This is a genomic window from Streptomyces sp. UC4497 (assembly GCF_054871485.1).
Map to the genome: position 1 here is coordinate 227,714 of NZ_JBTYHB010000009.1, position 15,132 is coordinate 242,845.

14 protein-coding genes and 2 tRNA genes are annotated in these 15,132 nt (G+C 69.7%); 7 read left to right on the plus strand and 9 right to left on the minus strand.

The genetic code is table 11. From position 1 onward, the window contains the following. Positions 1 to 3: 3 nt before the first annotated feature. The 5 genes from ACYSUO_RS15610 to ACYSUO_RS15630 form a co-directional block, all read right to left on the minus strand. The gene (locus ACYSUO_RS15610; RefSeq protein ID WP_461776679.1) at positions 4 to 801 is read right to left on the minus strand and encodes an ABC transporter permease; all 798 of its coding nucleotides are present in this window, start codon (positions 799 to 801) and stop codon (positions 4 to 6) included. After that, a complete protein-coding gene (locus tag ACYSUO_RS15615) occupies positions 798 to 1,775 on the minus strand; it encodes an ABC transporter ATP-binding protein (protein ID WP_461776680.1) in 978 nt (325 codons plus the stop codon). The genes ACYSUO_RS15610 and ACYSUO_RS15615 overlap by 4 nt, the downstream gene beginning before the upstream one ends. 129 nt (positions 1,776 to 1,904) lie before the next feature. Further along, positions 1,905 to 1,977, minus strand: a tRNA-Gly gene (locus ACYSUO_RS15620). Between the two features lie 52 nt (positions 1,978 to 2,029). Further along, positions 2,030 to 2,101, minus strand: a tRNA-Gly gene (locus tag ACYSUO_RS15625). Positions 2,102 to 2,223: 122 nt separating this feature from the next. Beyond that, entirely contained in the window at positions 2,224 to 2,544 is a 321-nt protein-coding gene (locus ACYSUO_RS15630) for a histone-like nucleoid-structuring protein Lsr2 (RefSeq protein ID WP_461776681.1), read from the minus strand. A gap of 340 nt (positions 2,545 to 2,884) precedes the next feature. Between ACYSUO_RS15630 and purS the strand changes: the two genes are divergently transcribed. The 5 genes from purS (at position 2,885) to ACYSUO_RS15655 (ending at position 8,732) form a co-directional block, all read left to right on the plus strand. Next, positions 2,885 to 3,157, plus strand: a complete 273-nt coding sequence (purS, locus tag ACYSUO_RS15635) for a phosphoribosylformylglycinamidine synthase subunit PurS (protein ID WP_266712288.1) — start codon at positions 2,885 to 2,887, stop codon at positions 3,155 to 3,157. Next, entirely contained in the window at positions 3,154 to 3,837 is a 684-nt protein-coding gene (gene purQ, locus ACYSUO_RS15640) for a phosphoribosylformylglycinamidine synthase subunit PurQ (protein ID WP_266712290.1), read from the plus strand. Before purS ends, purQ begins: the two co-directional genes overlap by 4 nt. After that, on the plus strand, positions 3,834 to 6,083 hold the full coding sequence (gene purL / locus ACYSUO_RS15645; protein WP_461776682.1) for a phosphoribosylformylglycinamidine synthase subunit PurL: 2,250 nt from the start codon (positions 3,834 to 3,836) through the stop codon (positions 6,081 to 6,083). The genes purQ and purL overlap by 4 nt, the downstream gene beginning before the upstream one ends. Before the next feature lie 971 nt (positions 6,084 to 7,054). After that, positions 7,055 to 7,849, plus strand: a complete 795-nt coding sequence (locus ACYSUO_RS15650) for a maleylpyruvate isomerase family mycothiol-dependent enzyme (RefSeq protein WP_461776683.1) — start codon at positions 7,055 to 7,057, stop codon at positions 7,847 to 7,849. A 58-nt stretch (positions 7,850 to 7,907) separates the two neighbouring features. Beyond that, complete coding sequence (locus tag ACYSUO_RS15655) at positions 7,908 to 8,732, plus strand: META domain-containing protein (RefSeq protein WP_461776684.1); 825 nt, start codon at positions 7,908 to 7,910, stop codon at positions 8,730 to 8,732. A gap of 7 nt (positions 8,733 to 8,739) precedes the next feature. On the opposite strand, the gene ACYSUO_RS15660 is transcribed toward ACYSUO_RS15655, so the two are convergent. Further along, complete coding sequence (locus tag ACYSUO_RS15660; protein WP_461776685.1) at positions 8,740 to 10,167, minus strand: sulfatase family protein; 1,428 nt, start codon at positions 10,165 to 10,167, stop codon at positions 8,740 to 8,742. Between the two features lie 142 nt (positions 10,168 to 10,309). Continuing rightward, positions 10,310 to 10,402 (minus strand): putative leader peptide, encoded by a 93-nt coding sequence (locus ACYSUO_RS15665; protein WP_353962549.1) that lies wholly within the window; start codon positions 10,400 to 10,402, stop codon positions 10,310 to 10,312. Positions 10,403 to 10,602: 200 nt separating this feature from the next. Here ACYSUO_RS15665 and purF point away from each other — a divergent pair, with 200 nt between their 5' ends. Next, on the plus strand, positions 10,603 to 12,129 hold the full coding sequence (gene purF / locus ACYSUO_RS15670; protein WP_461776686.1) for an amidophosphoribosyltransferase: 1,527 nt from the start codon (positions 10,603 to 10,605) through the stop codon (positions 12,127 to 12,129). A 34-nt stretch (positions 12,130 to 12,163) separates the two neighbouring features. Then, positions 12,164 to 13,237 (plus strand): phosphoribosylformylglycinamidine cyclo-ligase, encoded by a 1,074-nt coding sequence (purM, locus tag ACYSUO_RS15675; RefSeq protein WP_461776687.1) that lies wholly within the window; start codon positions 12,164 to 12,166, stop codon positions 13,235 to 13,237. A 119-nt stretch (positions 13,238 to 13,356) separates the two neighbouring features. On the opposite strand, the gene ACYSUO_RS15680 is transcribed toward purM, so the two are convergent. Together ACYSUO_RS15680 and ACYSUO_RS15685 are read right to left on the minus strand one after the other, a co-directional pair. Further along, a complete protein-coding gene (locus tag ACYSUO_RS15680) occupies positions 13,357 to 13,620 on the minus strand; it encodes a DUF3073 domain-containing protein (RefSeq protein WP_426902586.1) in 264 nt (87 codons plus the stop codon). A 263-nt stretch (positions 13,621 to 13,883) separates the two neighbouring features. After that, complete coding sequence (locus ACYSUO_RS15685; RefSeq protein ID WP_461776688.1) at positions 13,884 to 15,005, minus strand: Leu/Phe/Val dehydrogenase; 1,122 nt, start codon at positions 15,003 to 15,005, stop codon at positions 13,884 to 13,886. Positions 15,006 to 15,132 lie beyond the last annotated feature (127 nt).

The following is a 15,132-nucleotide window of genomic DNA, read 5'->3' on the forward strand; positions in this document are numbered from 1 at the left end:
GTCTCAACGCCGCGGCTCCCACCGGAACCGCTTCTGCACAGCAAACACCGCGACCAGAATCCAGGCCACCGCGATGACGATCGCCTTCACGGACTCCCCGCCGGACAGGCTCCCGCTCCAGCCGCCCCGCACCAGCGTGAGCGCCGACGTCAGCGGCAGCAGCTCGCACACGGCCGCCATCCTGTCCGGAAAGATCTCCAGCGGCACGACGCCGCCCGAGCCGATCATCGACACGAGCAGCATCGGCATCGCGGCGACCTGCGCGCTCTCCACGCTGCGGCTGAAGACCGTGGTGAGGGCGGCCAGCGCGACACACAGCGGGATGCCCAACAGCACGCCGAGAAGGACCAGTTGAGGCGCGTCCGGCGCCCCCGCGTCCAGCGCGAACGCGCACACGACGGCCACCGCCGTGCACTGCACGAGCCCGATCACGACGGACGGCACCGCCGCCCCGCTGAGGATCTCCAGATCGCGCAGCTCCCCGGTGCGCAGCCGCTTGAGGACGAGCTCCTCGCGCCGCGACGCGTACACGCTCACCAGCGAGCTGTACACGGCGAACAGCAGCGAGAACGCGATCGCCGAGGAGACCATGACGGTGCCGATGTTCAGACCGACGCCCCGCAGATCGCTCTTGTCCACCGACTGGGAGACGCTGAAGGGCAGCACGAGCGGCACGAACACCGCCGTGAACAGCACGCCCTTGCTCCGCCCGAGCAGCGTGAACTCGGCCCGCGCGAGCGCCCCGAGCCGCCCCGCGGAGGTCGTCAGGACTGCCGTACCCGTAGCCGTACCCGTACTCATACCGCCATCTCCTTCTTCCGGTCCGGCTCCCCCGCGGAGCCCTTGGCGTCCTGCGCGATCCGCAGGAACGCCTCCTCCAGCGAGGCCCCGCGTACGTCGAGCCGCCGCAGTTCGACGCCCGCGTCCCTGGCCCACACGAGCACCCCGGTCGCGGCCCGCTGCAGATCCTCGGTACGCAGCCGGATCAGCCGGCCCTCGACCTCGTGCGCCTCGACGCCGAGCGAGCCGAGCGGAGGCAGATCGCCCACGAAGAACCCGTCGGGCAGTTCGAAGGAGATGTGCGAGGGCTGCGACGCGACGACCTCGTCGACGCGGCCCTCGGCGGCGATCCGGCCCTCGTGCAGGATCGCGAGCCGGTCGGCGAGCTCCTCGGCCTCTTCGAGGTAGTGCGTGGTCAGCAGCACGGTGGTGCCCTCGGCGCGCAGCCGGCGCACCAACTCCCAGGTGTCGCGGCGCCCTTCGGCGTCGAGCCCGGTGGTCGGCTCGTCGAGGAAGAGCACCTCGGGCCGCCCGAGCAGCGCGAGCGCCAGGTCGAGCCGCCGCTTCTCGCCGCCGGACAGTTGCTTGACCCGCACCTTCCCCCGCTTGGCGAGCCCCACGGCCTCCAGCGCCTCGCCGATCGGCCGGGCCCCACTCGTGCAGCCGGCCCACATCCGTACGGTCTCGGTGACGGTCAGCTCGCTGGGAAATCCGCCGTCCTGCAGCATCACGCCGATCCGCGGCCGTACCCGGTCCCGCTCGGTGTACGGGTCGTGCCCGAGCACCCGCACCCGGCCGCCGGCAGGCGCCGCGAGTCCTTCGATGAGTTCGACCGTGGAGGTCTTTCCGGCGCCGTTCGTGCCGAGGAGGGCGAAGAGCTCACCGCGGCCCACGGAGAAGCCGACTCCGCGCACCGCCTCGAAGGAACCCTTGGTCGTGTCCCCGTACACGCGGCGCAGATCAGTGACGTCGATCACGCGCTCGTTGGTGGTCATGGGTCCAGCCTTCCGCCCGGGGCGGGAGGGCGGCAGTGCGCGCTGTCATCGCCTCGCATGACAAATGTCAGAACGCGTCCGGGAACGACGAAGGCCCCGGTCCAAGAGGACCGGGGCCTTCGTTCTCTGAGCGAACGACGAGGTTCGAACTCGCGACCTCAACCTTGGCAAGGTTGCGCTCTACCAACTGAGCTACGTTCGCACTGCTTGCATCAGCCTACCGTACCCACCGAGGTGGTCTGTACGCGATGCAGAGCGGGTGACAGGAATTGCACACTGCGCCTTCCCCCTGGAAGGGGGATGTTCTACTACTGAACTACACCCGCATGTACTCCGTGAGGTCCGGCCCTGCGGCCTTGCCCCTCGGCGTGCTCCAGACTTTAGCCGACTGCCCGGGGTGCAGCGCAAGTCCGGTCACCGAGGGGCCTCATGGGGCGGGTCCCGCGGCTCAGTTGGCCTCGGAGAACGCTTCGTAGACCCGCTTCGGGATGCGGCCGCGCGGCGGCACGTCGAAGTGGTTCGAGCGGGCCCAGGCGCGCACGGCTGCCGGGTCCGGGCTCAGGTCGGTGCGCTTGTACGCCTTGCCGGTCTTCCCCGAACGCTTGCGGCCCGCCTCCAGGTAGGGGGCCAGCGCCTCGCGGAGCTGATGCGCATTGGCTCGATTGAGGTCGATCTCGTACGACGAGCCGTCGAGACCGAACGCGACCGTTTCCGCCGCTTCCCCGCCGTCGATGTCGTCAAAGAGGGTGACCACGACACGCTGCGCCACGAATATCGGTCCCTTCGTCCAGCACCCCGCTTTGACGTGCGGTGATGCAGACTGTCCAGCTGTTGTCAGGCAAATCCCGGGCAATGTGGTGCCCCGAGTTCAGGCCGAGTGCCTGTATCTGCCAATTCCTTTTTACCCTGTCCGGCAATGCAGTGGGAAGACCAGTTAAAAGTCTCGGTGTGTCTCGCGTGGTGGTTATCCGGAGTCTTTCCCTTAATTTTCCGTGGGGATCTCATGTCGTTGCCATAACGTGATCCGCATCTCGTAGCTTCCTACTGTCTACGCGAGTAGAAAATTTGGGCAGGTACGCTGAACGGACCAGCTCAACCACACACCGGGAGTGCCAGTGGCACGCGTCGTAGTCGACGTCATGCTCAAGCCGGAGATCCTCGACCCCCAGGGCCAGGCGGTGCAGCGCGCGCTGCCGCGCCTCGGTTTCGACGGCATCTCCGACGTACGTCAGGGAAAGCGTTTCGAGCTCGAAGTGGACGGGCCGGTGGATGACGCCGCTCTTGCCCGTATCCATGAGCTGGCGGAAACCTTCCTCGCCAACACCGTGATCGAAAACTTCACCGTCAAGGTGGAAGAGCCTGCGGTGGGAGCCGAAAAGTGACCGCTCGTATTGGCGTCGTCACCTTTCCCGGTTCCCTCGATGATCGCGACACTCAGCGCGCGATCCGGCTTGCCGGTGCGGAGCCGGTCGCGCTCTGGCACAAGGACAAGGACCTGAAGCAGGTCGACGCGGTCGTCCTGCCCGGTGGTTTCTCCTACGGCGATTACCTGCGCGCGGGCGCCATTTCGCGTTTCTCGCCCGTCATGGAGACGCTGATCGAGCAGGCGAAGGCGGGCCTTCCCGTCCTCGGGATCTGCAACGGATTCCAGGTCCTCACCGAGGCCCACCTGCTCCCCGGCGCCATGCTCGGCAACGACCACCTGCACTTCATCTGCCGCGATCAGAAGCTGCGCGTGGAGAACGCCGGTACGGCCTGGACGTCCGACTACGAGGCGGGCCAGGAGATCCACATTCCGCTGAAGAACATGGACGGCCGCTACGTGGCCGACGAGCGCACGCTCGACATGTTGGAGGCGGAGGGTCGCGTCGCCTTCCGGTACGTGGACTACAACCCCAACGGCAGTCTCCGTGACATCGCCGGCATCACGAACGAGGCGGGCAACGTCGTCGGTCTGATGCCGCACCCGGAGCACGCCGTCGAGCCCCTCATCGGGTCCGGCCGCACCGACGGCCTCCCGTTCTTCACCTCGATCCTCAAGAAGCTGGTCGCCGCCTCATGAGCCTCGACACCACAGAGAACGCCGCGAAGACTCCCGACGTCGAGCTGCCCTGGGCCGAACTCGGCCTGAAGAAGGACGAGTACGAGCGGGTCGTGGAGATCCTCGGCCGCCGTCCCACCGGCGCCGAGCTCGCCATGTACTCGGTCATGTGGTCCGAGCACTGCTCGTACAAGTCCTCCAAGGTGCACCTGCGCCAGTTCGGCGAGAAGGCCCCGGAGTCCGACGCGCTGCTCGTCGGCATCGGCGAGAACGCCGGCGTCGTCGACGTGGGCAACGGCTACGCCGTCACCTTCAAGGTCGAGTCGCACAACCACCCGTCGTACGTCGAGCCCTACCAGGGCGCGGCCACCGGCGTCGGCGGCATCGTCCGCGACATCATCGCGATGGGTGCCCGCCCGGTCGCCGTGGTGGACCCGCTGCGCATGGGCGCCGCCGACCACCCCGACACGAAGCGTGTGCTGCCCGGCGTCGTCGCCGGCATCGGCGGCTACGGCAACTGCCTGGGTCTGCCGAACATCGGCGGCGAGCTCGTCTTCGACGCCTGCTACCAGGGCAACCCGCTGGTCAACGCCGGTGCCATCGGCGTCATGCGGCACGAGGACATCCACCTCGCGAAGGCGTCCGGCGCGGGCAACAAGGTCATCATGTACGGCGCCCGCACGGGCGGCGACGGCATCGGTGGCGCCTCGATCCTCGCCTCCGAGACCTTCGACGACGCGAAGCCGTCGAAGCGTCCGGCCGTGCAGGTCGGCGACCCGTTCCAGGAGAAGCTCCTCATCGAGTGCACCCTGGAGGCCTTCGCCGAGAAGCTCGTCGTCGGCATCCAGGACCTCGGCGCTGCCGGTATCTCCTGCGCCACCTCCGAGCTGGCGTCCAACGGCTCGGGCGGTATGCGCGTCGAGCTGGACGACGTACCGCTGCGCGACTCCACGCTCTCGCCTGAGGAGATCCTCATGAGCGAGTCGCAGGAGCGCATGTGCGCGGTCGTCGAGCCTTCGAAGGTCGACCGCTTCCTGGAGATCTGCGAGAAGTGGGACGTCATCGCCACCGTCATCGGTGAGGTGACCGACGGCGACCGGCTGGAGATCTTCTGGCACGGCGAGAAGATCGTCGACGTCGACCCGCGCACGGTCGCCCACGACGGTCCGGTCTACGAGCGCCCGCTCGCCCGCCCCGACTGGCAGGACGCGCTGCAGGCCGACGACGCGGGCAAGCTGCCGCGGCCGTCCTCGGGTGACGAGCTGAAGGACCAGGTCCTCAAGGTCGTCTCCTCGCCGAACCAGGCGTCGAAGAAGTGGATCACCCAGCAGTACGACCACTTCGTGCAGGGCAACACGGTTCTGGCGCAGCCCGAGGACTCGGGCATGATCCGCATCGACGAGGAGACCGGGCTCGGCGTCGCCATCGCGACGGACGGCAACGGCCGCTTCGCGAAGCTCGACCCGTACACGGGTGCGCAGCTCGCGCTCGCGGAGGCGTACCGGAACGTCGCGACGACCGGTGCCAAGCCGCTCGCCGTCTCCGACTGCCTGAACTTCGGTTCGCCCGAGGACCCGGCCGTCATGTGGCAGTTCGCCGAGGCCATCCGTGGCCTCGCCGACGGCTGCCAGCAGCTCGGCACGCCGGTGACCGGGGGCAACGTCTCGCTCTACAACCAGACGGGCGAGGCGGCGATCCACCCGACGCCGGTCGTCGCGGTTCTGGGCGTCATCGACGACGTCGCGCGGCGCACGCCGGTCGCCTTCCAGGAAGAGGGCCAGCTCCTCTACCTGCTGGGTGACACCCGCGAGGAGTTCGGCGGTTCGGCCTGGTCGCAGGTCGTCCACGAGCACCTCGGTGGGCTGCCGCCGGCCGTGGACCTGGAGCGCGAGCGGCTGCTCGGCGAGATCCTCATCTCGGCCTCCCGCGACGGCATGATCGATGCCGCGCACGACCTGTCCGACGGTGGTCTGATCCAGGCCGTGGTCGAGTCGGCGCTGCTCGGCGGCAAGGGCGCGCGGCTGATCGTGCCGGAGGGCCTGGACGCGTTCACGTTCCTCTTCTCGGAGTCGGCGGGCCGTGCGGTCGTGTCGATTCCGCGCAGCGAGGAGCTTCGCTTCAACGACATGTGCGGGGCGCGCGGGTTGCCCGTCACCCGCATCGGTGTCGTGGACGGTGACGTGGTGGACGTCCAGGGCGAGTTCGCGCTCACCCTGGATGAGCTGCGCGAGGCGCACGAGGGCACGATTCCGGCGCTGCTGGCGTAACGCGGTTGGCGTGTGGGTCGCCTGCCTGTACGGGCGGGCGACCCCCACGCCACGCGGCACCTGCCGCCCGGCACCGTCCTCCGGCCACGGGGCTCCGCCCCGGCCCCCGCGCCTCAATCGCCGGCGGGGCTGACTTCGCCGAACCGGCGTTCCGGCCTCGGGGCTCCGCCCCGGACCCCGCGTCTCAAGCGCCGACGGGGCTGAAAAGATCGGGGCTCCGCCCCGGACCCCGCGAGTCTCGTCCCAGAGCGGGGCTTGACGTGCCGGAGCCGACGCCGGGCCGCTCCGGACCTCGCGTCTCAAGCACCGACGGGGCTGATGGTGCCGAACCGGCGTTGCGGACTCGGGGCTCTGCCCCGGCCCCCGCGAGTCTCGTCCCAGAGCGGGGCTTGAAATGCCCACCCGCCGCAGGGCTCGTATTGTCGTCCCGCCCACAGGCAATCGCCCCGTTCCCCCGCCCATCTCCCACCCACCCGCCCCCTCCGGGGGCGTCGGCCCGACGGGGCACCGCACCACACCCTGGGCAACCCGCCGGCAGCCACGCCTCCCCACCCGTGACGGTCGACCGCCCCGCCTCGGGCACCCTCGCAGCCCCGGCTTCTCACCGTCGTGGTCGACGCCACCCCGCCTCGGGCAACCTCCGCCAACCACGGCTCCCGCCCCCCTGCGGTCGACCGTGCCCGACTTGGGCAATCTGCCGCCTGGGGCGGCAGGGTGGGCAAGGCGGCCCCCGGTGCAGGCTGCGCCTACGGAAGGCGCCGACCCCGGCCCCCCGGTGCGGGCCGCGCCTACGGAAGGGGCCACCCCCGGCGCCCCGGTGCAGGCTGCACCTACGGAAGGGGCCACCCCCGGCCCCCGGTGCAGCCCGCACCCACGGAAGGCGCCACCCCCGGCCCCCCCAACGCAGGCCGCACCCACGGAAGACGTCGCCCCCGGCCCGGCCACGCCCCACGCAGTCGTACGCTCGGCGTATGCCACCGGCCAAGAGGAAGTCCCGCGTCTACAACCTCGACAAGACCCGCGCCGCCGTACTGGCTCAGTTCGGCAACGTACGGAAGGCCGTCGAGGGCCTCACCCCCGAACAGCTCGACGGTCCGACGCGGCTCGGGGACTGGACCGTGCGGGAGCTCGCCGCGCACATCACGATGGGGGTGAGTGCCCTGGCCCGCGGGCTCGCCGCGGTCGACGCGGCCAAGGCCGAACTCGCGCCGCAGGACTGGCCGATGACCTCCGCCCCGTACGCGCAGGACATCGCCGCGTACGTGAGGGGCCTCGCCGCGGACAACGACCTCGCCACGCTGTACGCCGACGCCACGAGCAGCCTCGAACAGGCCCTCGCGGACCACCCCGGCGACCAACTCGTCGCCAACCGAACCGGCGTCATGACGCTCGCCGACTACCTGCCCACCCGCACCGTCGAGTTGATCGTCCACACCGACGACCTGAACGACGCCGTGCCGGGCCTCGACATCCCGTACGACCGCCAGGCCCTGGCCGCCTGCACCCGCATCCTCGCCGACGCCCTCGCGACCAAGGCCCCGGGCGCCTCCACCGAGGTGCGGATCCCACCGTTTGCCGTTGTCCAGTGCGTCGAAGGCCCCCGGCACACCCGCGGCACGCCGCCGAACGTCGTGGAGACCGACCCGCTCACCTGGATCCGCCTGGCCACGGGGCGTACCACCTGGTCGGCGGCGGTCGAGGGCGCGCTGGTCAGCGCCAGCGGCGAGCGGGCGAACCTCGCGGACCTGCTGCCGATCATGGCGTGATGCGCACGGGACGTGCCGCGGGCCGGAACCGGAACGCCGCCCGCCACGTCCCATTGCCATGCTCACGACGCTACGTACATCCCGTACACGTGCCCTGATCAGCACCGCCGTCCTGCCGCTCGCCGCGCTGGCCACCGTGACCGCCTGCGGCGACCAGAAGGCCCCCGGCTCGAAGGCGGCCGGGGGAGCCCCCATCACCGGCGTCCACTGGAGCGTGCAGAGCGCGACCGTGGACGGGAAGACGACGAAGGCCCCGGGCAGCGCGTACCTCGAGTTCGTCTCGGACGAGCGGGTGCGCGGCAACTACGGCTGCAACCACTTCGACGCCGAGGCACAGGTGACCGAGGACAGCGTCGACCTGGGCAAGGCGAAGCGGACCATGATGCTCTGCGAGGGCAAGGACGTGGCCGCCTTCGAGAAGACCCTGGCCCGCACCCTCTCCGAGAAGAACACGGTCGAGGCCAAGGGCGACGACCTGACCCTCACCGGCGAGAACGGCGACACCGTCACCCTCGCCAAGCAGCGCGACGCCAAGCTCGTCGGCACCAAGTGGAACGTCACGAGCCTGAGCGCCGACGACACCACCCGCTCCGTGCCGAAGGCCGCCCAGGGCAGGGCAGGACTCGTCTTCGACAAGGACGGCCACGTCAGCGCCCGCCTGGGCTGCAACAGCGGCCGCGCCAAGGCCACCGTCAAGGGCGACGACGTCACCTTCGGCCCGCTGAGCAGCACGCGTATGGGCTGTATCGGAGACGCCGCGAAGCTGGAGCGGACGATGCTCGATGTCCTTAAGGGCAAGGTGTCGTACGACATTCAGGGTGACTCCCTCACTCTGAAGGCACCCGGCGGCGGCAGCGGAATCGGCCTCACCGCCGCCGAGTGACGCGTCCTCAGGACGACGGATACGGGAGCAGCTCCGCGTCCGTCCGCTCCCACGCCGCCTTCAACTCGGCCAGCAGCTTCGGCTCGTCGGCCGCCCGGTCCGCCTGCTCGCGCCGGTCGGCCGCGAGGTCGAACAGCTGGTCCGTGCCGCCCTTGCCCCGGTAGTACTTCCAGTCGCCGCGCCGCACGGCGCGCTCCCCGCGCACCCGCCAGAACAGCTCGCGCTCCGTCAACTCCTCGCCGCGCAGCAGATAGCCCGCGAGGCTGGTGCCGTCCAGCGGGTACGCCTTGTCGGCGCGGGCCCCGCCGATCTCCAGCAGCGTCGCCGTCCAGTCGGGGGTGAACACCGGCTCGTGGCTGACCTGCCCGCCGTCGATCCGGGCGGGCCAGCGCACGATCGTCGGGACGCGGATGCCGCCCTCCTGGAGGGACGACTTGTTGCCGGACAGCGGCCAGTTGTAGGAGAAGCGCTCACCGCCGTTGTCCGAGGCGAAGAAGACGAGGGTGTCCTGCTCCTGCCCCGACTCCTTCAGCGCCTTCAGCACCTGCCCGACCGACCGGTCCAGGTCCTGCACCATCTCCGTGTACTTCTCGACCGACCCGCCGTCGTCGTGGAAGAGGGCCCGCTTGTCGCCCGCCTTGATCCGCCGTACGACCTCGGCGCTCGCCTCCTCGTCGCCGTCGGCGATCCATGGCCAGTGCGGGGTCGTGAAGTTGAGGTTGAGCAGCCACGGCTTGTCGCCGTGGTCCCGCTTCACGTACTCGCTCGCCCGCTCGGTCAGGATCCGCGTGTAGTACCGCAGGTCCTTGTACTCGGCGTCGCCCTCCTTGACCTCGCCCTCGTAGAGGTCGTACTCGCCGCCGAGGCCGAGCTTCGAGTAGTACTCCAGGGCCCCGCCGAAGTTCCCGAAGAACTCGTCCCAGCCCGACTTGGTGGGCGAGTAGTCCGGCAGGTAGCCGCAGTGCCACTTGCCGATCAGGGCCGTCGCGTAGCCGGCGCCGCGCAGCAGCGAGGCGAGCGTGGGGTGGTTCGGGTCGAGCCCGACGGACCGGTCGGCGATCGGCTCCGCGAGGCCGCCCTTCGTACGGCCCGGATAGCGGCCGGTGTACAGGCTGAAGCGGGTCGGGGAGCAGGTCGCGGAGCCGCTGTAGGCGTCGGTGAAGCGGACGCCCTGGCGGGCGAGCCGGTCCAGGTGGGGGGTCTTGATGTGCGGGGCGCCGTACGAGGACAGGTCGGCCCAGCCCAGGTCGTCGCCCAGGATGAACAGGATGTTGGGCCGCTGTGACCTGCGCCCGGTGGCGGCCCGGAAGGGCGTCTCACGGGGCGCGGCCGCCTGGGCGGAGCGGGCGGAGGCGCCCACTCCGGCAGCGGCGACGGTGGCGACGGCGGCCCCGCCGAGGGCACGACGGGACAGGTGAGAGGCATGCGAGGGCATGGGGTCTCCGGGGTGATGGGGCCGCGGCGCGGCACACGAAGCGCGCGCCCCACAGGGGCGCGGCGCAGCAGTGATGGGCGGCTCCGGCGCACGGGCAGGAGCCGACGGGCGACGTCAGACGGACGTCAGCGGCAGGGAGGAATCACGCACAGAGACAGATCGCGCTCGCGACACGGACCAGGTCGACGTGGCGGCGCTCCACAAGGGTGACCTCACGATCACGGAGTGGCTGCATGGACCGGGACTCTGCCGACACTGACGTACACCTGTCAACCACGCACCCGTACTCCGGACAACCCACGCACCCGTACTCCGGACAACCCACGCACCCGTACTCCGGACAACCGATGAGTTCGGTCACATCCGCCCCGGTCAACCCGCGTAGCCACTGTCCCCAATTCGGACCACTGAGGGATCACGTCTACACTCGGTGGCGTGCCACGTGGTGACGGTCGACTCAATCACGACCTGCTTCCCGGCGAGAAGGGCCCCCAGGACGCTTGCGGCGTCTTCGGTGTCTGGGCTCCGGGTGAAGAGGTCGCAAAGCTCACTTACTTCGGGCTCTACGCCCTCCAACATCGGGGTCAGGAATCCGCGGGAATCGCGGTCAGCAATGGCTCCCAGATCCTCGTCTTCAAGGACATGGGGCTCGTTTCCCAGGTCTTCGACGAGACATCCCTAGGGTCCCTCCAAGGTCATATCGCGGTCGGTCACGCCCGCTACTCGACCACCGGGGCCTCCGTATGGGAGAACGCCCAGCCGACGTTCCGCGCCACCGCGCACGGTTCGATCGCCCTCGGGCACAACGGCAACCTGGTCAACACGGCGCACCTCGCCGAGCTGGTCGCCGAGCTCCCCAAGGAGAGTGGCCGCGCGACCCAGGTCGCGGCCACCAACGACACCGACCTGATCACCGCGCTGCTCGCGGGCCAGGTCGACGAGGACGGCAAGCCGCTGACCGTGGAAGAGGCGGCCGCCAAGGTGCTGCCTCAGGTCAAGGGCGCCTTCTCGCTCGTCTTCATGGACGAGAACACCCTGTACGCAGGCCGTGACCCGCAGGGCATCCGCCCGCTGGTCCTCGGTCGCCTGGAGCGCGGCTGGGTCGTCGCCTCGGAGTCCGCCGCGCTCGACATCTGCGGCGCCAGCTTCGTCCGCGAGATCGAGCCGGGCGAGTTCGTCGCCATCGACGAGAACGGCCTGCGAACGTCCCGCTTCGCCGAAGCAAAGCCCAAGGGCTGCGTCTTCGAGTACGTGTACCTGGCCCGCCCGGACACGGACATCGCGGGTCGGAACGTGTATCTCTCCCGTGTGGAGATGGGCCGCAAGCTCGCCAAGGAAGCTCCGGTCGACGCGGACCTCGTCATAGCCACCCCGGAATCCGGAACTCCGGCCGCGGTCGGTTACGCCGAGGCCTCCGGCATCCCGTTCGGCAACGGCCTGGTGAAGAACGCCTATGTGGGCCGAACCTTCATCCAGCCCTCCCAGACGATCCGCCAGCTCGGCATCCGTCTGAAGCTGAACCCGCTCAAGGAAGTCATCAAGGGCAAGCGTCTGGTCGTCGTCGACGACTCGATCGTGCGCGGCAACACGCAGCGCGCCCTCGTCCGCATGCTCCGCGAGGCCGGCGCGGCCGAGATCCACGTGCGGATCTCCTCCCCGCCCATCAAGTGGCCCTGCTTCTTCGGCATCGACTTCGCGACCCGCGCGGAGCTGATCGCCAACGGCATGACGGTCGAGGAGATCGGTACCTCGCTCGGGGTCGACTCGCTCTCGTACATCTCCATCGACGGCATGATCGAGGCGACCACCATCGCCAAGCCGAACCTCTGCCGTGCCTGCTTCGACGGCGAGTACCCGATGGACCTCCCCGACCCGGAGCTCCTCGGCAAGCAGCTCCTGGAGACGGAACTGGCCGCAGGTCCTGCGTCCACGGCTGCGTCCGACGCGATCCGTCGCCCGTAGACCCCGATTTCGCCAACCCGAAAGATCCCAGGCAATGTCTGAGACCCAGCCCTCCGGTGCCTCCTACGCGTCCGCAGGCGTCGACATCGAAGCCGGCGACCGCGCCGTGGAGCTCATGAAGGAGTGGGTGAAGAAGACGCAGCGCCCCGAGGTCCTCGGCGGCCTCGGCGGCTTCGCCGGCCTCTTCGACGCCTCCGCCCTGAAGAAGTACGAGCGTCCGCTGCTCGCCTCGGCCACCGACGGCGTCGGCACGAAGGTCGACATCGCCCGCCAGCTGGGCGTGTACGACACGATCGGCCATGACCTCGTCGCGATGGTCATGGACGACATCGTGGTGTGCGGCGCCGAGCCGCTCTTCATGACCGACTACATCTGCGTGGGCAAGGTCCACCCGGAGCGGGTCGCCGGCATCGTGAAGGGCATCGCCGAGGGCTGCGTCCTCGCGGGCTGCTCCCTCGTCGGCGGCGAGACGGCCGAGCACCCGGGCCTGCTGGGCCCGGACGACTTCGACGTCGCGGGTGCCGGTACGGGTGTCGTCGAGCACGACAACCTGCTGGGTCCGGATCGCATCCGCAAGGGTGACGCGGTGATCGCCATGGCGTCCTCCGGTCTTCACTCGAACGGGTACTCGCTGGTCCGCCACGTCCTCCTGGAGCGCGCGGGGATGGAGCTGGGCAGCTACGTCGAGGAGCTCGGCCGCACGCTCGGCGAGGAGCTCCTGGAGCCGACGAAGATCTACTCCCTGGACTGCCTCTCGCTCATCAGCACCACCGAGGTCCACGCCTTCAGCCACATCACGGGCGGCGGCCTCGCGGCGAACCTGGCCCGCGTGATCCCGGACGGCCTGCACGCCACGGTCGACCGCTCCACGTGGACCCCGGACCCGATCTTCGACCTGGTCGGCCGGAAGGGTCAGGTAGAGCGCCTGGAGCTGGAGAAGACGCTGAACATGGGCGTCGGCATGATGGCGATCGTGCCGCAGGAGTCGGTGGAGGTCGCCCTGGCGACCCTGGCCGACCGCGGAGTGGACTCCTGGGTGGCCGGCGAGATCGTCGACCGCGGCGAGCACACCACGGGCGCCGAGCTCACCGGGGACTACGCCAAGTAGTCCCCGTGGGGGCGCCCCCGGCGCCCCGTGCACGGACAGCACAAAACCCGGTCCGGCGTGGTGACCACCCCGGACCGGGTGAAGTGCAGCGACGGTGACGCCGCTGACGTGTTACGAGGTCAAGCGCCGCGGCGCTGTGACGAAGGACCGGACTGGCCGTCCTCGTCCTCGTCCTCGTCGTACGTATCCGCGTAGCGGGCGTACGGGTCGTCTTCCTCGTCGTCATCCTCGAAAGGCTCGCCGTTCGGCGGCTGATTCGAGATTGGATCCGACGTGGATGCGCCTAGCTCGTTGGCCAGACGCGACAGGTCGGTCCCGCCGCTGTTGTACTTCAGCTGGCGGGCGACCTTCGTCTGCTTGGCCTTGGCCCGGCCGCGCCCCATGGCTCGACCCCCTCGGTGATGGGGCTTCATGGCCCCAGAGTCTTGACACGCGTACATGATCTAGAACGGACTCCCCGCAGGGAGACCGGTCCGTAGGGCTTCCACGGTACCTGAGCCCACGCCCATACGGTACGTCGCCCGCAGGACGCGCCTGGGCGCAGGACCAGCCAGGAGCCCTTTCCTCGCTGGTCAGGTGCGATTTTAACCTCTTCCGGACGAGCGACCCGCCGAGGGGCGTGATGCTCGTTACGCGCCGGGCCCCATCAGAGCCGTCCGCGGGCCTCGGCCATCCGCTGCTCGGCGATCCGGTCGGCCGCCGCGGCCGGCGGAATTCCATCAGCCTTCGCACGAGCAAAGATGGAAAGCGTCGTGTCGAAGATCTTCGAGGCCTTCGCCCTGCACCGGTCGAAGTCGAAGCCGTGCAGCTCGTCGGCGACCTGGATGACGCCGCCCGCGTTCACCACGTAGTCCGGCGCGTAGAGGATCCCGCGGTCCGCGAGGTCCTTCTCGACGCCCGGGTGCGCGAGCTGGTTGTTGGCCGCGCCGCACACCACCTTCGCGGTCAGTACCGGCACGGAGTCGTCGTTCAGCGCGCCGCCCAGGGCGCAGGGGGCGTAGATGTCGAGTCCCGGCACCCGGATCAGGGCCTCGGTGTCGGCGGCGACCGTGACCTCGGGGTGCCGGTCGGTGATCTGCCGCACGGACTCCTCGCGGACATCGGTCACGACGACCTCGGCGCCGTCCGCCAGGAGGTGCTCCACGAGGTGGTGCCCCACCTTGCCCACACCGGCGATGCCGACCTTGCGGCCGCGCAGCGTGGGATCGCCCCACAGGTGCTGGGCGCTGGCCCGCATGCCCTGGAAGACACCGAAGGCGGTGAGTACGGAGGAGTCGCCCGCGCCGCCGTTCTCGGGGGAGCGTCCGGTGGTCCAGCGGCACTCGCGCGCCACGACGTCCATGTCGGCGACATACGTACCGACGTCGCACGCGGTGACGTACCGGCCGCCGAGCGAGGCCACGAACCGGCCATAAGCGAGGAGCAGCTGCTCGCTCTTCACGGTGTGCGGATCGCCGATGATCACGGCCTTGCCGCCGCCGTGGTCGAGCCCTGCCATGGCGTTCTTGTAGGACATGCCGCGCGCGAGGTTCAGCGCGTCGGCGACCGCTTCCTCCTCGGAGGCGTACGGATAGAAGCGCGTGCCGCCGAGGGCCGGGCCCAGGGCGGTGTTGTGGAGGGCGATGACGGCCTTGAGGCCGCTGGCGCGGTCCTGGCAGAGGACGACCTGCTCGTGGCCGCCCTGTTCCGAGTGGAAGAGCGTGTGCAGAACGCCAGAGGCGCCGGAGGTGTCAGAGGTGGTGACAGCGTCGCCGGTCACATCGGTCACTGTGGTGACTCCCAAGTACATAGCGGCGGTTGGGCGGAATCCCGTGCGGGTGGCGGGCCTTCCGTCGGTGCTTGTGGGCAAGAGATTAGAGCGTGCGAGGGCCCGCCACGGCCGAGGCGCCAAGGAT